General features: G+C 43.9%; 13 protein-coding genes and 2 pseudogenes. 5 read left to right on the top strand and 10 right to left on the bottom strand.

All coding sequences use genetic code 11. The annotated features are described in order from the left end of the window. Positions 1 to 49: 49 nt before the first annotated feature. The 5 genes and pseudogenes from D1155_RS01275 to D1155_RS01305 form a co-directional block, all read right to left on the bottom strand. A complete protein-coding gene (locus D1155_RS01275; protein ID WP_160200600.1) occupies positions 50 to 1,417 on the bottom strand; it encodes a uroporphyrinogen decarboxylase family protein in 1,368 nt (455 codons plus the stop codon). A gap of 17 nt (positions 1,418 to 1,434) precedes the next feature. Further along, the gene (locus tag D1155_RS01280; protein WP_160200601.1) at positions 1,435 to 2,112 is read right to left on the bottom strand and encodes a cobalamin-dependent protein; all 678 of its coding nucleotides are present in this window, start codon (positions 2,110 to 2,112) and stop codon (positions 1,435 to 1,437) included. 356 nt (positions 2,113 to 2,468) lie between these two features. Next, positions 2,469 to 3,905 (bottom strand): annotated as a pseudogene (gene mtbB / locus D1155_RS01290) ([dimethylamine--corrinoid protein] Co-methyltransferase). A gap of 23 nt (positions 3,906 to 3,928) precedes the next feature. Next, a pseudogene (locus D1155_RS01300) lies at positions 3,929 to 5,413 on the bottom strand (trimethylamine methyltransferase family protein). Between the two features lie 51 nt (positions 5,414 to 5,464). Further along, a complete protein-coding gene (locus D1155_RS01305; RefSeq protein ID WP_160200605.1) occupies positions 5,465 to 6,112 on the bottom strand; it encodes a methyltransferase cognate corrinoid protein in 648 nt (215 codons plus the stop codon). A gap of 286 nt (positions 6,113 to 6,398) precedes the next feature. On the opposite strand from D1155_RS01305, the gene D1155_RS01310 reads away from it, so the two are divergent. After that, positions 6,399 to 7,688, top strand: coding sequence for an AraC family transcriptional regulator (locus tag D1155_RS01310; protein WP_160200606.1), 1,290 nt, complete (start codon positions 6,399 to 6,401; stop codon positions 7,686 to 7,688). Positions 7,689 to 8,078: 390 nt separating this feature from the next. Here D1155_RS01310 and D1155_RS01315 read toward each other — a convergent pair whose 3' ends face one another. From D1155_RS01315 to D1155_RS01335, 5 genes are all read right to left on the bottom strand, one after another. Continuing rightward, positions 8,079 to 8,837, bottom strand: a complete 759-nt coding sequence (locus D1155_RS01315) for an amino acid ABC transporter ATP-binding protein (protein ID WP_160200607.1) — start codon at positions 8,835 to 8,837, stop codon at positions 8,079 to 8,081. Between the two features lie 12 nt (positions 8,838 to 8,849). Next, positions 8,850 to 9,506 carry an amino acid ABC transporter permease gene (locus D1155_RS01320; RefSeq protein ID WP_347560950.1) on the bottom strand — a complete coding sequence of 219 codons (657 nt, stop codon included), beginning with the start codon at positions 9,504 to 9,506 and terminating at the stop codon, positions 8,850 to 8,852. 21 nt (positions 9,507 to 9,527) lie between these two features. Beyond that, entirely contained in the window at positions 9,528 to 10,322 is a 795-nt protein-coding gene (locus D1155_RS01325) for a transporter substrate-binding domain-containing protein (RefSeq protein WP_160200609.1), read from the bottom strand. A 165-nt stretch (positions 10,323 to 10,487) separates the two neighbouring features. Then, on the bottom strand, positions 10,488 to 11,939 hold the full coding sequence (nhaC, locus tag D1155_RS01330) for a Na+/H+ antiporter NhaC (protein ID WP_207709505.1): 1,452 nt from the start codon (positions 11,937 to 11,939) through the stop codon (positions 10,488 to 10,490). A 139-nt stretch (positions 11,940 to 12,078) separates the two neighbouring features. Further along, positions 12,079 to 13,578, bottom strand: coding sequence for a trimethylamine methyltransferase family protein (locus D1155_RS01335; protein ID WP_160200611.1), 1,500 nt, complete (start codon positions 13,576 to 13,578; stop codon positions 12,079 to 12,081). Between the two features lie 343 nt (positions 13,579 to 13,921). On the opposite strand from D1155_RS01335, the gene D1155_RS01340 reads away from it, so the two are divergent. The 4 genes from D1155_RS01340 to D1155_RS01355 all read left to right on the top strand — a co-directional run bounded on the left by D1155_RS01340 (position 13,922) and on the right by D1155_RS01355 (position 17,939). Continuing rightward, positions 13,922 to 15,013 carry an alanine/ornithine racemase family PLP-dependent enzyme gene (locus tag D1155_RS01340; protein WP_160200612.1) on the top strand — a complete coding sequence of 364 codons (1,092 nt, stop codon included), beginning with the start codon at positions 13,922 to 13,924 and terminating at the stop codon, positions 15,011 to 15,013. Between the two features lie 84 nt (positions 15,014 to 15,097). Continuing rightward, the gene (locus D1155_RS01345) at positions 15,098 to 15,940 is read left to right on the top strand and encodes a uroporphyrinogen decarboxylase family protein (protein WP_160200613.1); all 843 of its coding nucleotides are present in this window, start codon (positions 15,098 to 15,100) and stop codon (positions 15,938 to 15,940) included. Between the two features lie 12 nt (positions 15,941 to 15,952). Then, entirely contained in the window at positions 15,953 to 17,086 is a 1,134-nt protein-coding gene (alr, locus tag D1155_RS01350) for an alanine racemase (RefSeq protein ID WP_160200614.1), read from the top strand. A 70-nt stretch (positions 17,087 to 17,156) separates the two neighbouring features. Beyond that, on the top strand, positions 17,157 to 17,939 hold the full coding sequence (locus tag D1155_RS01355; protein ID WP_160200615.1) for a CorA family divalent cation transporter: 783 nt from the start codon (positions 17,157 to 17,159) through the stop codon (positions 17,937 to 17,939). The last annotated feature ends 53 nt before the right edge of the window (positions 17,940 to 17,992 follow it).

A 17,992-nucleotide genomic window follows, 5' to 3' on the forward strand; every position in this document is an offset into this window, starting at 1 on the left:
TAAGGTGATAGACCACCGGCCTACCACCTTACCAATCATTCAAAGTGATTTATTTCTTTAATTTAGCCTGTGCTTCTTTTACAGATGCAACTAATTCATCCTTGGAAGGGATGATGGAAATATATTTCTGCTCACCGTTAATGCACATAGTCGGCAGATTTGCAATGCCCATCTTTCTGGTTCTTGCGATATCATCTTTGATGAAGTATTTGTATACTCTGTATTCTGCCATATCCTTCAGATCATCCCAGTTATCTTCTACGGAAGCCAGCATGTAGGTGCAGGCTGCGCACTGTTCAGGGTCGAGCAGGAACAACTCGATGAGAACCTTATCCAGGTTTTCATAGTCAGGAATTTCGATGTTGGAATCATCGATGACAGTTTCGTAGTTTTTAATTAATTCTCTGGTGCTGTCAGGATTCTTCACTGCCTGTGCGCAAGCGATTGTATTTTCAATCGGTGTATCATAAGGCATGTCGCATCCCGGAGCAATAATCAGGTTCTTATGGTTATCAATGGAGTCAATCAGGTCAATAACACCCTTCATGTTGTCTTCCTGATTACCGTGCAGCATGGTAGTAGTAAGAGGAATGTTACCACCAATAGTAACGTTGTACTGGTCAGTAACTTTCTTAGCTTCTGCCAAGTTAACGTTTTCGTCAACAGAAACGCCATCCGGGTTCATCTTGCACATTACTTCGATCTGCTTAGTAGCATTACCACATACGAAGAATGCAGAGTAAGCACCTCTGGATCTTACATAGTCAAATACTGCTTTGAATCCATCAGACAGCATCTTTTCGATGTGCTTAGGGGATACCTGGGATACCAGCGGGTCAACGACTGCGATAACATCCATACCAGCATCGATGTACATCTTAGCCATAGCAATGGAAACCTCAGCACAATAGTTTACCAGTTCCTTTACGTAGTTGGAGTCACCTACCATATCCATAAAGATATCAGTTCCACGCAGGTGAGATGCTAAAGTGAATGGTCCGCAAATCAGACCATACAGAGCAGTATCTTCACCAATTGCTTCTTTGACTCTTCTCATAGCAGACAGAATCATAGGAAGTCTGCCGTCATTTTCTGTAGGAATCTTGCATTTGCAAGGGATAGTCTTTTCTGCTGCCAGCGGATGGCTCTTTACTGAAGGCGGATTGTTCTCAGCCCACATCAGGTCACATCCCAGAATTTCTGCTTCAACCTGCAGATCGAAGATGACAGGAAGTCCATCCGGTGTATATAATTTGTTTGCTTCAATCAAGCATTCTACCAATTTGTCTTCATCTCTTAAAACTTCTTCTGCAGTGTAGCCCTTCAGTTTACCAACGTGCACACCTGCAAAAGGCACCCAAGGAAGTTCCTTGGTTTCTTCATGTCTCAGCGCCTGAAAAATAAGTTCTTTGCCCATTTTATTTTCCTCCACATTTACGAATTCTTTTCTTGCTCTTCTTTTTCTTTCATAAGCTGAAGTGCTACCTTAACCGCTTCAATGGCATCTTCACTGTAGCCGCTGGCACCAATTTTCTTAGCCCAGCGCGGTGTGCACGGCGCTCCTCCAACCATGGTAATAAAGCTTTCTTTTTCGCCGGTTTCCATCAGAAGCTTCTCCAGCTTCTTCTGCTCTGTCATAGTAGAGGTGAGCAGCGCACTGGTGCCTATAATATCTGCTTTATATCGTCTGGCCTCTTCAATAATCGTCTCAACGGGAACTTCACACCCAAGATCGATTACCTCAAATCCCGCTGTCCGCAAGGTGGAAGCCACGATACCTTTGCCTATATCATGTACATCACCCGCTACGGTAGCCAGTAAGATTCTTCCTCTTTTCTCAGGAACCGGTCTTTCATTTTCATTTAATAAATTTAGAATTGTGTTTGTCACACTCTTCATCACTTCTGCCGCGTAGATCAATTCAGGCAGAGACAGAGCACCTCTATCAAATAGTGAACCTATCTCGTCATTGCCGGCACCAAACCCAGACAGCAGTAAATCCAGGAGATCAAATTCTGCGTTCTTTGCCTCCTCGATAATACGCAGAGCTTTTGCCTCATCAGCATCAACAATGGCATCTTTCGCTCTTCTGAATAAATCCTGCTTATCCAAATATGCGCCTCCTTTACATACGTGTGAATAGAAAAATAACAAATTTATAGTCTTTCTTATTCTATCACACAAATTTAGAATTTGCTATAGAATTTTCGTAAGATTATTCTCTGTTTTCTGCTGATTATTTTAGCAGCTGCGTTTTATCTTCACATATCTTATCATATTGCAACAGGTTACTGAATTTGAACTATTCTAAAATTCAGTAATTTCAAGTTTAATAATATGGAATAGGCTTACTCCTTGCAAACCTATTCCATTTTATATTTTTTGTAATTTGAGTCGTCCACTCAATCAGACTGTTGTTTTGCGTCCAGCCTACTCCTTGCAGACTGTTCGATCAAAGAAACTTCTGATTATTTAATGCCGGCTCTTTCTTTGAATCTTTCAACGGAGTTGATCTTGATGTCAAGAACTTCAGCGATTCTGAACTTAGCTGCCATACCGTTGTTTTCTTCTGCGCAAGGCTCAACGTGTGTCAGACCAAGACCAAGGTCAGTTCTCTTATCGGTCATAGTCACGATGTCATGTAATTCATCGAGAGATACGCCGAGTTTTTCAGCTACATACGCTTTGGCTTCGTCGATTTTCATCTTTTCAGCAAGCTGCATACGTAATACCAGATCTCCGGCAGTACGAACGCCGCCCATACCAGCACAAATTGAGTGTGTAGCTTCAGCTCCTACAGGGTCACCTACGCCTACCTAGAACCCGTCGACTTTGCCTATTTCTACTAAGGCTTTGTCGGCTCTGGAAATCATATCAGAAGGCATATTTTCTACCATTGGAACGCCGCATACACCCATACCAACGTTTGCGTGTACCGGAATGTTTGCAACAGCAGTACAAGCTTTGATGAATGTGCAAACTCTTGCAATGTTCCAAGGGAAAGTCTTGTTGCAGTTAGTGTTTACTACTGCACCAAAGATGCTTGCGCCAGCTTTTTCTACCAGTTTAACCTGGTCATGCGGATAAAGACCAGCCAGTCTCTTTCCGTCGTATTTCAGTTTGCCGTGCATACCCAGTACGAATTCGCCCGCCATACCGATTTCAACGCCCATATCTGGGAACTGTTTTTTAATCTCTTCGCAAGCCTGCAGAGCAGCTAAGAAGTCTGCGTCGCCAGCAGCTCCGGAAGTATCTAAGTTGATACCATCAGCACCAACATCGTACATCTGTTTTGCAACGTATACGATATCTTTTACTGCGTGCGGAATTGCATCTTCCTGCGCAGCCATTGCTTCTTTGATCTGTCCCAGCGGCAACAGTTCTGCCCAGTTTTCTACAGGACCATCTGGTTTCGTGTAGAAACCAAGGTTAGTCATAGCACCGTAGAACAACGGCATAGTACTGATGTTCAAAGCCTGCTTCAGCGCACCAGCTTCACGCTGTGCAACACCTTTTGCAGTCTTGTAGTTGTAGTCGGAGTTACCAACGTCTACAGAGTCAACACCCAGACATCTTTCGTAAATGAGAACTTCGTTATCTTTTACGATAGGAATCTGGCTCTTGATGTTCAATTTGTAAGCACCGGAGTCATTGGTCAATACAATCTGTTTTCCAGGTTCTACACCAACGATGCTGCCCGGCATTGTGATGATATCGTAAAGATGCTCGACTTCTTCATCAGTAAGAGGGTCAATTTTGCCTCTCTTTACAGCATCTGCAATACCTTCAGCCATGTCCGCACGGATTTCGGCTTCTGTCATATATACGACGGAACCGTCACCCATACGGGTAAAGTATTTCTTTTCTTCAGCCATATCGAATCCTTCCTTTCCTGTGATATTCATTTGAAAAAAAATCTTAAACGGGATTAGTGTTTCTTCGCTTCAAACTTAGCTAATTCTTCAGCTTCTTCTTCCCCTTCAACTACGATCTCATGAATCCTCTTCTTAACATCTTCTGGAAGTGGTTCTGGCTTATAATTTTCTAAGATGTCGATTGCCTTAGCTCTGGTCGCTTCGGTCATCGTCATAGCGCCTTTCTTTTCCCAGGTTTCTCTCTGTGTACGGTCGATGTACTGTGTCGTAGACAGTTCCTGTCTCATGTACTTTCTGGTATGCTTATGTGCTAAGTAATTGTTAGCAGGTCCTACTGCTTTAATTACGTCAAGCGCCATTGTATCCTGGTTTACAGGAATTCCCTGCAGAATTCTTCTCGTCATTCTTACGATTTCTGCGTCGGTCAACAGCTGTTCATAGCTCATGGTCATACCCATTTCCATCATACCCATACCATAGATGACGTTACTTCCTGTCAGTGCAGGCAGCATGTTAGTCATGGTCTTTTCATGTCCTAACTGTACGTCAAAGCACTTGCCGTCAGCCTATGTACCGCCTACATTGGTAGGAATTCCATAGTAGTGACCCAGCTGACCTACAGCTGCGGAACACATTGCGTGCTCAGGTGCACCTACAGGTGACTGTGCAGTCTTCATATCCATGATTGTAGTAGAAGATCCGTAGAGAATCTTGTTTCCTGGATTTACGATCTGTGCAAGTACGATACCTCCCAGGATTTCTGCATTGGTGCAAACCAGAGTACCTGCAAGAGTTGCCGGTGTGGTAGCACCGCAAAGTCCCATGGACAGAATATCGATTGGCAGACCGTGTCTAGCGGACAGAATGATAATGCTGGTTTCATTTTCATTGATTTCCAGCGGGCTGTTTGGGCAAGCACCCATCGCAACGATCGGTCTTTCTCTCAGCTTATCATAACCGCCCTGAATGGCAGCAGCCATATCGATAAATCTCTGTGTATTCTTTACACCCTCAAGGTCGTGTGCAAAGTTCTTGGTCAGGTTGTTGAATACAACTTCTGCTTCGTGCAGGGAACGAACCTTCTGGTTTACATCACCTGCGGTTACAGCGATAGAGAATACGTCGATTTCTGGAATCGCGTCAATAAATCTTGCTACATTCCCCAGGTCTTCTTTGGTGGATTCTCTCAGTTCTCCTGTGTAAGGGTCAAAGATGAATACGCCTGTACCAAAGTTCTTGTATGCAACTTTCTTACCACCGATCAAAGTATCTTTGTCAGGAGTTCTACCGCAAAGAGTGAACTCTGCAGGACACTTTTCGATTGCATCGTTTACCAGATTTCTAGGGAATTTTACTCTGTCGTTTTCGTAATCAACTTCACAGCCAGCGCCGGCTAAGATGTCTAACGCTTCTTTTCCATGCATCTGAAGGCCGTAGTCTTCCATCAGCTGGAGGGTCGCTTCGTGAAGTGCGTCTAAATCATCATTGGATAAAATGTTATATCCTGTGATGTCAGTTTCGTGGATAAATTTACCCATCTCACTTACCTCCAATATTTATTCAGTTACTATCAGTTACGGTTGTCCGGCTTACAGTTTTGCAATCCAGTCCATGATGAAGTTTACTGTATCGGAAGCGTCTTCGCAATAAGCGTCAGCACCGATTTTTTCTGCCCAACGATTGGTTACAGGAGCGCCACCTACCATAGTCTTAACTTTATCTCTGATGCCAGCTTCTTTCAGCGCATCTTCGATGTCCTTCTGTACTGTCATTGTAGTAGTTAAAAGAGCAGAGCTTCCTACAAATTCAGCGTTGTGCTCGATTGCAGCATCAACAAAGTTCTGTGCAGGAACTTCTCTTCCCAGGTCAATCACTTCTACACCATTGGTCTTAACCAGGGATGCAACGATACCTTTACCGATGTCGTGTACGTCTCCTTCTACAGTACCGATTACTAAAGTACCAGCGGATTTAACTTCGGACATGTCCATCTTGCCTTCGATTTCAGCACTTACTGCCTTCATAACTTCTGTTGCGAAGATCAGTTCTGGCAGGAAGATTTCTCCCATTCCGAACAGGTCGCCTAATTCCTTCATACCTGCGGAATATCCGTCGCTCAGTAATTCAACCAGATCTACACCTTCAGCTTCAGCTTCAGCCAGGGCTTCCATAGCGATATCTTCGTCAGCTTCAACGATTGACTGCTTTGCTTTTTCCATGATTGCTTCTTTGCTCATTCTTGTTACCTCCAAATTATTAATTAAAAACTAAAATAATAAAGACTATGCTTTTTATACTCTCATTGTACAGGTTTTAAACGAGTGCGGTATATAGAACTTTTTAGAAATTTTAGTACTATTTTTGTCACCCTCAAAAAAGTAATATTTTTATATTTCTTTGCCGCCTTATATAAATTGGAATTGTTTTTACTTTCTGCCTGTGCTATAATGTGAATGAAAATTTTTATAAAAAATTGTATATTTTTTACATAATGTGAAACCGACGAAAGGGAGTGTATTTGTTATGAAAAACTTTGTAATTCCAAGCCTTGACACACCCAATGCAGAAACTTTGTCAGAGTACTTGAATACTTCTTTAGAAGCTTTTTCAGATATTACAGACATACCTGTTACCTATTTTAACAACCACGACCAAATTATAAAAGAATTCAAAACTGAAGATAAAATTTGTAATATCTTCAGTATTTATAAAAAAGAAGACAGTCCATGTCGAAAGAACCTAGCTTCCGCCGGACAATTTGCCTCTCGTCTCGGAGAACCCTATATCTTTCTTTGCAAAGCCGGTCTTGCTAACATCGCAATTTCACTGATTATCGACGAAGTATTCGCCGGTTATTTCGTTGCAGGTCCTGTTATCATGGGGGAACTCCGAAACAGCACTGCATCTAGCTTCGCCAACCTCAATGCGCTGGACGAGCAGGCTGCCGCTATGGCAAAGATGTTCGCAGGCAAGATGAAAGTATATCATCCTAGTCAGATTTCACAAATTGCACTGCTGTTTTACAATTGTATCATCACATCAGTATCTGGCAGCGACGATTACAGTGCACTGCGCAACCAATACAGTGAGCAGAATAAGATTAATATCGACATTCAACACTATAAAAAAGAGCATCTCACTGTAGAATACCCTTACGACTTAGAAAAAGTCCTAATCGACAATGTCAGCAACGGACAGGTTGCTGCCGCAAAAGAAAATGTAGCCAAACTGCTCAGCACCTTCTCCATTTTGGAAGTGGGCAATATGGAAGGAATCAAGGCAAAAGTTCTCTGGCTCTTTGCCATCATTATCCGAATCGCCAGCGAAAGCGACAGCAATCTCAATCAGGTCATCGACACCGACCTTGACATCATCAACAGACTCAGCGAAACTGACAGCTACAATGAGCTGCTTTCTGTATCAGAGTCTCTAATCGAGATGATTACAAAGAACATGCTGACTTCTATTTATAATGGACGTTCCCAGATAGTAACCAAAGCACTGCAGTTCATCAACAAAAACTACAAGGAGAAAATTTCCCTAAAGGACATCGAGACCAATCTCCATGTCAACTCTTCTTACTTTTCCACCTTGTTCAAACAAGAAATGGGTGTGACCTTTACTGATTATCTTAACACCTTAAAGATAGAACATGCATGCAATCTTTTGGCAAATACCAATTTAAGCATTATCGATGTTTCCTTGTCCACAGGTTTTGATGACCAGAGCTATTTCACCAAAGTATTTAAAAAAGCCAAGGGCATGACACCGAAAGCTTATCGTGCCGCCCACGGCATAGTGGAAGAAATTTAAGGGCTGGCAACTTACAGCTAGTTACAACCGGAGCAACTGAGCATGGGGCGGTCATAGTTAGCGGAAATGCATATATTTGCAAAAATCCCCCAAAATATGCACAGCGCTCTGCATATATTTTGAAAAAATCCTTAAAATATGTACATTTAAAGCTGGAAAAGGACGATTTTTCTGTTTCTTTGCCAGCTTTCTCCGTTTTTGCGATGTCATTATGCATATAAGAAGTGTTTCCTACAAAAATATGCACACGATTGTGCATATTACCGGCAAAATCACTAAAAATATGCACGTTCTCTCACAACAAAGAGTTCCGCGGACGCCCCACGGCGCCCGTCCGCAAAAGTCCAAAAGCCGCCGGCATAACCACCGGCGGCTCATTTTAAATATGTATTAAATTTTTTCCTGCGACTTTTGCAGGAACGCGCGGGTGCGCGCAGACTTTGGATGATCAAAGACTTCCTCTGGCGTGCCCATTTCTTCAATGAGTCCATCCGCCATAAAGATGACTTTATCCGCCACGCTTCTGGCAAACTCCATCTCGTGGGTAACAACAATCATAGTGCTGTCACTGCCTTTGAGTCCTTTGATTACTTTCAGTACCTCGCCAGTCAGTTCCGGATCCAGCGCCGACGTCGGCTCGTCGAAACACAAAATATCTGGATCCATCACCAGAGCGCGAGCAATTGCCACACGCTGCTGCTGTCCGCCAGAGAGCTGGCAAGGATAGTTTTCCAGCTTATCGGTCAAACCGACCCGTTCAATGGTTTTGAGCGCATGTTCTTTAATGTCTGCCGCCGTGCTGATCTTCAAAAGTTCCGGCGCCAAGGTTACGTTGCGCAGCACGTTATACTGCGGAAACAGGTTGAAAGACTGAAATACCAAACCGAAGTGAAGCCGGTTCTTTCTGATTTCGGCTTCGTTATAACGATTGGTCACGCCGCCCTCATAAATCACCTCTCCGCCAACGGAAATAGTTCCCTCATCTGCATACTCAAGGAAGTTCAAACAGCGAAGCAGCGTAGTCTTTCCGCCGCCGGAAGAGCCGATAATTGCCAGTACCTCGCCCTTTTCCAGAGAAAAATCAATGCCTTTGAGCACGCTGACTTTGCCGAAACTCTTTTTCAGATTTTTGACTTCTAAAATCGACATATCCTTTCCTCCTTAACTTTCAAAATAGCTCAGTTTCTTTTCCAGCGCATTAAATGCCAGCACCAGAATGCCGCTGAATACCAGATAAAATACACCGGTCATCAGAAGCGGCCAGATGATACCGCTGCTCTTGATAAATGCCTGTCCTGCCCAAATCAGCTCGTAAACCGCAATGACGCGGGCCAGGGAAGTATCTTTAACAAGGTTAATCAGTTCATTGCCCATAGGCGGTATGATTCTCTTAATCACCTGCAGTAGCACGATTTTAAAGAAAATCTGCCGTTTGGTAAGACCAAGGACCTGTCCTGCCTCGTACTGTCCCTTGGAAATACTTTCGATGCCGCCTCTGTAAATCTCAGAAAAGTAGCAGGCATAGTTAAAGATGAAAGCAACCAGCGCAGCAATGAATCTGCCTGCATTGCTGCCGCCCCAGAGGTTATTTCCAAACATCAGACCCGGACCGTAATAAATTACAATCAGCTGCAGCAAAAGCGGCGTTCCTCTGACAATCCAGACAACCGTTCTGGAAAGCACCTTGATTACCTTGATTCTGCTCATAGAGGTAAAAGCAATCAAAAGTCCCAGAGGAAGCGACCCAATCAGCGTCAGCACAAATAATTTAATTGTGACTAAAAATCCACTGGACAGCGCCAGCATTACTTCCTGCATCATAATTTCTATAAACTTCCTTTATTTCTGTTCGATGATAGATTCCTGTACACCGTACTTCTTAGCGATTTCCATCATAGTGCCGTCAGCATAGCTGTCCTTAAAGAACTGATTTAAAGCTTCCACAAGGTCGGATTCCGGACGGAATGCCACGCCATATTCTTCGTTATTCAGCTGTACAGTGTAAGTCAAATCTTCGTAGCTGGTGCCTTCGCCAATCATAGCTCCTGCCATGATCAGGTCGATAACGCAAGCATCAGATGTGCCTGCAGATACTTCCATGAGAGCGTCAGCCTGTGTCTGCACGGCAGTCACCTCAAAGTCCATGCCTTTCAGCGTCTTTTCTCCTGCAGAACCTGCTTCTGCAGCAAAGGTCAGACCCTGCAAATCTTCTTCAGACTGAATCTGATCTGCTTTCTCTTTCTTAACAACTACTACCTGACCATTCTTGCAGTAAGGATTGGTAGTGCCCAGGGCAGAAGTTACTTCGTCTATAAGGGTCATGCCGTTCCAAACCACGTCAATGCTCTTGCCTTTAATCTCAGCAATCTTGTTGTCCCAGTCGATGACAGTGAATTCCACATCTACGCCCAGGCTCTCCGCAAAGGCTTTTGCCATATCTGCATCAAAACCGATCCAGTCGCCGTTTTCAGCTTTGTAATCCATCGGTTCATATTCTGTAATGCCGACAACCAGCGTGCCCTTTTCCTTTACATACTCCATATCGGACTGGGCATCGTCTGCGCCGCATGCTGCCATGACAAAAGTCATCACCAATGCCATCATTAAAATAAATACTTTCTTAAAATTTTTCATGTCGTAAATTTCCTTTCTTAAAAACGTAGCATTACTATAATACTCTACTTTAGTAAAGTAGTAAAGTACTTTTTTCAAAAATATGCAAAAAAGAAAAGGAACCAGCCCGCAGGCTGGCTCCTTTCCTTTTGAAAGAAGTATTTATATCAGCTCAAATAGCTAAGATTATGCTTCTAATTCTCTCTTTGTCGCTTCTTCTTCTGCTCTTCTAGCTTCTAACATCTTTTCGTATTCTTCGTCGGTCATCTTTTCGATGGTAAATCCGGTGAATCCGTAGATGATAGAAATAATCGGACACAGATAGTTAACAAAGGCATATGGTGCATATGCGATTGTCGGCTGTCCCAAGAAGCCTGTCATCGTTGCGCCACACACATTCCAAGGAATCAGTGGTGAAGTCAGTGTACCGGAGTCTTCCAGACATCTGGACAGATTCTTGTTCTTCAGCTTTCTGTCTTCGAAAGCAGTCTTGTACATTCTGCCCGGCAGAATGATTGCCAAGTACTGGTCTGCGCAGAGCAGGTTGATGAACAGACAAGTCAGTACGGTAGTCATAATCAGAAGTCCGTTGGTCTTTGCAACCTTCAGAATCTTTTCTACCAGCTGTCCCAGCATACCTGTTGCTTCCAGTACGCCCGCGAAAGACATAGAGCAAAGTACGATGGATACAGTCCACAGCATGCCGTCAAATCCGCCGCCGCCGACTACGTCAGCTACGGAATATTCTTCAGTCAGAACGATGTCAGCACTGGAGGATTTATAGCCGTAGTGCATGATGGAGAACCACTGATCCGCATCAATTCCCTGCACAACACCCATGCAGAAGATACCCATAACTACGCCAACAAACATTGCCGGCAGTGCAGGAATCTTAAGCACTACTGCTGCAAGCAGGAACAGAACCGGCAGCATCAGGAATGGACTTACTGTAAATTCATTCTGAATTGCATCCTGGAGGATATCCTTCATTTCCATCTGAATTCCGCCGCTCGGCGCTGCACTTCTTCCTAAGATGAACCACAGAACCAGTGCGATGACATAAGATGGTGTTACAGTCCACACCATGTGCTTAATGTGATCGAAAATGTTAGAACCGGATACAGCCGGTGCCATGTTTGTAGTATCGGACATCGGAGACATCTTGTCACCGGTGTATGCGCCGGATACGACTGCGCCTGCAGCCAGCGCCGGATTGATGCCAAGACCAACTGCAATACCAATCATCGCTACGCCGATGGTACCTGCAGTGGTGTAAGAAGATCCGATTACGAAAGAAATAATCGTACACAGCAGAGCCGCAGTTACTAAGAACAGTGCAGGACTGATGATGTCCAGTCCATAGTAAATCATGGAAGGAATGATGCCGCCTGCTTTCCAGGTGGATACCAGGATACCTACTGTCAGCAGAATCAGGTTTGCCTGCATAGAGCGGCTGATACCCTGAACCATACCTTTTTCCATGACACTCCATTTCCAGCCATTGAGGGCGCCAACAATCGCTACGAAAGCAGCTGCCAGAATCATCGGCATATGTGCTTCACCATAATCCGGTGTAAGGAAGATGGAGTAACAAATTACGCCTAGCGTAAATACCACGCATAGTAACACTTGCCACATAGGAACTCGTCTACCCATAAGTTTACCTTAGTGCAACATAGAAGATAGGGGCTTCTAAGTCGTACTTTTCCTTTCTTATAATTTAAGTAAAGTATAATTTCTTTTATGACAAAAACCTAAACGTCTACCCTACTAGCGATTAAGCTTCATCATACTTTTTAATCAGGTCCTTTGCGACCTCTTCGGAAAGTCCAGCGTCAGCACAAACTTCAATGAAAGCAGCATCGAGGGCTTTTCTCTGTTCATCGGACAGCGGGCAGATAGTCTGTTTGTCGATTTCCTGTACATACTCTCTCGCCTTGTCCATGATGGACTTCTTGCCTTCTTTGATCCAAGCAGCTCTTTCCTGATAGTTCATGGTGATATTGCTGTAATTCTGTTCTTTTTTATAATTCTTTAATGTGTGTTTCTGGGTCATGAAATTTCCGCCGGAACCAACTTCCAAAAGCAAATCTGCAGCCAGCGCTTCATCATCAAAGCGAATGCCTTTCTGCAAGTGCTTCAATGTGCCGATATAGTCGTTGTCGATAACCAGCTTTTCGATGGACATTTCAGCGATAACGTTCAGTCCGCCCGGACCGGATACGTTAGACACACCTGCCATCATAGCCATGAGGCCAGATCTTGCAGATTCACTGCCTGCCTGATAATCTACAATCTTTGCGTCAGACATTGCAGCATAAGTATGTACCGGAAGTCCGTAGTAGTGACCCATCTGCGCATAGCCTGCCATTACCATGCTGCATTCCATGGATTCCATCGGGGTGTACATGGTCTTCATGTTGAAGATGCAAGGTGCACCGCCATAGGAAACAGGATGTCCCGGTTTAGTAACCTGTGCAAGTACCAGACCTGCCAGAATTTCCACGGTGTGGTTCAGGATACAGCCTGCCAGGGTAATTGGACCAGTTGCGCCCGCAATCTGTGCAGAAATCAGATTAATAGGGATATCCATTCTGACACAGTCGATGATATTTCTTGCTCCGATATGGGACCACTTCAGCGGAGATGTCACGCAGATATCGAAGAGTGTATACGGTTTGGTTCTAACTGCTTCTTCCGACCCTAAAACAGCCTTTAACAGCTTGAAGGTTCTAGGTACGCCTTCTGCATCAGTAGAACCGCCGATAATCGGTTTGATGGAGTTCTGCATCTCTGTGTAATACAGGTACTGGGAACCAAGCTCTCCCGGTGCCTCCTCACAAACGATGGAAGAAGATACAAAATCGATGTGCGGCAGGCTCTGTGCAACTTTCGTCAAAAGTTTCAGATCCTTTACGCCGGATAGTCTAACAGTCTCGCCGTCGCTTTCCAGTACGTTGCCGGCACTGCTTCCCGGATTAAAACGGGTCTTGCCATCGCCGAATGTGCAGTAAAATTCGCCGTTTCTGTCATATAAATCAAAAGTGCTCGGCGCAGATTTGATTGCATTCTCGACTACTTCTCTCGGGAACTTAACTTTCTGCGTTGTTCTGTCTACTTCGCAGCCTGCTCCCTCAAGTAAATCAAGTGCCTCGTCATAAGCAAAAATGATTCCTAAATTTTCCAACACATATAATGCCTTTTCATGCATTTCTTTTACCTGCTCGTTGCTCAGTACTCTAAGCTGGGGCATGTTGTCAAATGTAAATTTGTTCATTCTTTTTCCTTCGCCTTTCATACTTTGTTTATCTATTAAATTATACATAATTTCTGAATATCATTTTAGGTCTTTTTTCAGATATTTTGGAAAAAAAATTGCCATTTCAATATAGCCTTTTTATACAGTGCTTCTGCATGTCCTTCCTCCCTGATTTATCAACATTTATCACACATTGTCAATTATTAGACAAAGTCTGTTTTCCTGTCTTAGACTTAATTTTTCCTCAAAAAAATACCAAAGGAAATAATCTTTATATATGGACTTCCCCACTTTTTCCATGGTAAAATAGGTCCATTAGAATAGAAAATGAAGATATAAGCTTATAAAAAAGGAGAACACCATGGTAAAACAAATTTATCCGAGAGTTGAAATCAACTTACAGTATCTAAAAGAAAATGTAGCCGCAGTAGTTGAGAAGTGCAAACCTTTCGGCATTGACATTGCCGGCGTTATCAAAGGAACAACGGGTATTCCTGAATGCGCTAAAATGTTTGCTGAAGGCGGCGCAAAGCTGATTGCTTCCTCCAGACTGGAACAGATTGAAGATGCTATTGACTGCGGTATTGATCTTCCAATGCTGCTGCTGCGTGTTCCAATGCTCAGCGAACTTCCAGAAGTTGTAAGACTTTGCGATGTCAGCTTAAACAGTGAGGTCTCCGTACTGAAAGCTTTGAACGAAGAAGCTGCAAAGCAGAACAAGATGCACAAAGTCATTCTGATGGCTGACCTTGGAGACCTTCGTGAAGGATTCTGGGACAAGGACGAAATGGTTGATGTTGCTGTCATGGTAGAAAATGAGCTTAAGAATCTGGAACTAGGTGGCGTCGGCACCAATCTGGGCTGCTACGGCTCCATCGAAGCAACAGCTGACAAACTGGACGAACTGGTTGCTATCGCAGAAAGAATCGAAGGCAAAATCGGCAGACAGCTGGAATACATCTCCGGTGGCGCTACTACAAGCCTGCCTAGAATTATCAATCACGACATGCCAAAGAGAATCAATCTGCTCAGAGTCGGCGAAGGTATTCTTCTCGCAAGAGATTTAGATGTATTTTACGGTTATGACATGAGCTGGATGCACCAGGACACTTATACGCTGAAAGCTGAAGTCATCGAAGTCAAGGACAAACCGTCCCACCCGGTTGGCAAAATTTCTATTGATGCTTTTGGACACACACCTGAATATGTTGACAGAGGCATCAGAAAGAGAGCCCTTCTTGGTATCGGTAAGGTTGATTACGGCAGTATCGACGAAATCTTCCCGAAAGATAAAGGTGTTGAGGTCATTGGCGCTTCCTCCGACCACACTATCTTAGATATCGAAGATGCCGAAAGAGATCTGAAGCCTGGTGATATCGTATCCTTTGGCATCAACTACGCTTCTATCGTATATCTGACCAACTGTAAAAACGTACAGATTGTATTCGTATAAAATATTCTTATCCACGACGCATAAAATCCCCGGCCGGCAAGAAAGCCTTGTTTGCCGGGATTTTTATAAAGGAGGTAACAAGCAATGGCAAAACTAATCGATTACAGCTGTAAATACGCAGAGTACAGCGGCATGTCAAAGGAAGAAGCTGCAGCAAAGGGACTTTTTCTTCCTGAGGCATATTTTAGCGCAGAAGCAATCGCCACCCTGGCAGGCGAAAATGCAGTGCTGCCCTTTGACCCAGTTCTTGAGGCTGAAAGCATGGGCGCAAAAATTAAGTTTGACGATTCCCCACTGGGCCCCCGCAAGGACACCGATATTGTCACAAAAATCGATGAGCTTGCAAACCTTTCTCCTATGGACATTACCAGCAGACGAATCAGCGAAACCCTGAAAGCAGTCAAAGCGATCAATGAAGCCGGCGGCAATGCAACGGTGGAGCTTCACGGACCAGTTACCATCATCAACGGCGTCAGTGATCTAATGAAAATACTTATGGGCTGGCGAAAAAAGCCGGAAATCATGGATCAGTTCTTCACGAAAGTTTCTGATGGACTTGTAGATTTTGCGCTGGCGGCTTACGATGCCGGCTGCCGCATCATCTACTATACCGATTCCCCGGGAAGTCTGAATATACTCGGTCCAAAATTTGCAAAGCAAATCACAGAAAACTTCACTGTTCCGTTCTTGAGAAAACTGGATGAAACGCTTCCGGCAGACTGCATCGTACATCTCTGCCCCAAGACTTCATTCCTTCTGACCGGTTTTGAAAAAGCGCAGTGGCGAAAGTTTGAGATTGACGAAAAGATGCCATACAAGGACGCATGTTTATTTGCCTTGGGAAAGGTTCGCATTCTGGGGCAGCGCTGTCGCAAAGCAGACAATATTACCGTTTCCCATATCAATTATCTGCATCTGAACGAATAAGGAGGCATCCTTATGGAAAACAACTACTATAACTCCTACTTTAAAGTAGATATGGACACTGTTGTGAACAATTATAAGATTGTAAAAAAACACATCGGTCCTGATACGGATATTATCCCTGTCGTCAAAGGCAACTGCTACGGTTTTGGTCTTGTACCTATGGCAAAACTTTTTGTAGAGCGCTGCGGTGCTAAACTGATTGCAAACTCAGCGATGCACGAGTCTGTAGAGCTCAGACATGCAGGTCTTTCCTGCGAGATTCTCATCGTTGGCGGCATCCCACAGCATCTTCTCCACGGTGCAGTCGAATACGACCTGCAGATTCCGCTCTTTGAAGAAGTCACTGCCCGCCGGCTCAATGCTCTTTCTGGCGAAGCAAGAAAAAAGACCAAAGTCCATATCAAAATTAACACCGGCATGAATCGGCTCGGCGTAAAACCTGGTCAAAATTTGGAAAATCTTTTGAATTTGGTAAAATCTTTTGACAACATTGAAGTAGTCGGCGCTTATACCCACTTTGTATCTTCGACTGCCGATTATTATGATCCCTTCACGTTGGAACAGTTTGCACGCTTTCAGGAAGGCGTTTCCCAAATAAAGGCGGCTGGCTTTTCTCTGCAGTACGTGCATTGCTGCAATTCAGCTGCTACTTCATGGTACAGAGAAGCCATAGACTACAGCACCCATGTCCGTTCATGCACTTCGATTCTAGGGCACATGGCCATGGAAGACGGCAGAGAGCCTCTAGGACTTACAGAACCTGTAGAAATCGGCACCTATATCACCAACGTACACCAGATTGATACGGGCGACAGTGTAGGTTACAGCCGCGCATTCATTGCCAGCGAACCGATGAAAATTGCTACACTTTCAGTAGGATTCGCCGATGGATTTTATCCTGGCTGGATGAGAAAACAAGGACCTGTCCTGGTAAATGGCCGCCGCACACGATTCCTCGGCTGCTGTATGGATCAAGCTTTTATCGATGTAACAGGTATTCCTTGTGAGATCGGGGATAAAGTAATCATGGTGGGACGCGATGGCGATGAGCAGATTACAACGTGGGAGATGGAACAATTCTGTGAAAATACCTTTGAATTTTTGTACGGCACGCTGGGACACAGAGTCGCAAGAATTTATAAATAAAGAAAAGTTGCACATACTATTGACGGCAGATTCTAAACTCTGCCGTCTTTTATACTGAAAGAGGTGCACGATGATTAAAATTTTAGAAGAAAAGGATGTCTCAACGTTAAAAGAATATGTGAATGATGACATCATCCGCCGTTTAGATGATAGCCGCAGTTTTTTTACAGTACTTTCAGAACGGACATATTTTCTGACCTTCTACTGGATGGATGGAAAGAAGGTCACCATCTTCGCGGACAAAAATCATCTGCTCATTGCCAGCGACAGCACTGCAATTTGTGAATTTGCACAAAACATAGATACCCCTTTTGACGGAGTTTTGCAGCTTCACGAATTTCTGCTGGAAATGACTGCAAGCGATGTACACAAGCTGGAATCTCTGGAAAACCTGATCATTTCCCTTGAGGATAAGCTGCTCATGGATAGCACACCAGGAAAGGATGGCATTTCCGACATCGTCAAAGTCCGCAAGGATTTAATCAAGGTTAAGCGCTATTATGAACAGATGGAATTTCTCACAGATGCGCTATGTGCGGTAGATTCCAGCTTTGCCTATATTGACAAAAAATTTGACCGTCTTTTGGAGTTCACCTTTCATCTGCAGACTTATTTGGAATCGGTGCGGGAGGCCTATCAGTCCCAAATCGATATTGAGCAGAATAACATCATGAAAGTTTTCACTGTAGTCACGTCAATTTTCCTTCCTCTTTCCCTGATTGCTGCTTGGTACGGTATGAACTTCTCTCTGCCCGAATATCAGTGGTCCTATGGCTACCCTTTTGTGGTTTCTCTATCATTAGGACTGGTCGTAGGTCTTTTGATTTTCTTTCGAAAGAAGAAATGGTTTTGAGGATTCCGGCAATTTAATTCTATTTTTTATATCAATTTCTATTTTTTGTAAAT

This window comes from Anaerotruncus sp. 80, from assembly GCF_009936115.1.
In the GTDB taxonomy this organism is placed as follows: Bacteria; Bacillota; Clostridia; order Peptostreptococcales; family Anaerovoracaceae; genus Senimuribacter; species Senimuribacter intestinalis.

What these genes read in the sequence shown, in the direction of transcription:
- D1155_RS01325 (WP_160200609.1), bottom strand. Translation starts at nt 10,322, where the DNA reads ATGAAAAATTTTAAGAAAGTATTTATTTTAATGATGGCATTGGTGATG.
- D1155_RS01315 (WP_160200607.1), bottom strand. Translation starts at nt 8,837, where the DNA reads ATGTCGATTTTAGAAGTCAAAAATCTGAAAAAGAGTTTCGGCAAAGTC.
- D1155_RS01305 (WP_160200605.1), bottom strand. Translation starts at nt 6,112, where the DNA reads ATGAGCAAAGAAGCAATCATGGAAAAAGCAAAGCAGTCAATCGTTGAA.
- D1155_RS01320 (WP_347560950.1), bottom strand. Translation starts at nt 9,506, where the DNA reads ATGCAGGAAGTAATGCTGGCGCTGTCCAGTGGATTTTTAGTCACAATT.
- nhaC (WP_207709505.1), bottom strand. Translation starts at nt 11,939, where the DNA reads ATGTGGCAAGTGTTACTATGCGTGGTATTTACGCTAGGCGTAATTTGT.
- D1155_RS01275 (WP_160200600.1), bottom strand. Translation starts at nt 1,417, where the DNA reads ATGGGCAAAGAACTTATTTTTCAGGCGCTGAGACATGAAGAAACCAAG.
- D1155_RS01355 (WP_160200615.1), top strand. Translation starts at nt 17,157, where the DNA reads ATGATTAAAATTTTAGAAGAAAAGGATGTCTCAACGTTAAAAGAATAT.
- alr (WP_160200614.1), top strand. Translation starts at nt 15,953, where the DNA reads ATGGAAAACAACTACTATAACTCCTACTTTAAAGTAGATATGGACACT.
- D1155_RS01340 (WP_160200612.1), top strand. Translation starts at nt 13,922, where the DNA reads ATGGTAAAACAAATTTATCCGAGAGTTGAAATCAACTTACAGTATCTA.
- D1155_RS01310 (WP_160200606.1), top strand. Translation starts at nt 6,399, where the DNA reads ATGAAAAACTTTGTAATTCCAAGCCTTGACACACCCAATGCAGAAACT.
- D1155_RS01345 (WP_160200613.1), top strand. Translation starts at nt 15,098, where the DNA reads ATGGCAAAACTAATCGATTACAGCTGTAAATACGCAGAGTACAGCGGC.
- D1155_RS01335 (WP_160200611.1), bottom strand. Translation starts at nt 13,578, where the DNA reads ATGAACAAATTTACATTTGACAACATGCCCCAGCTTAGAGTACTGAGC.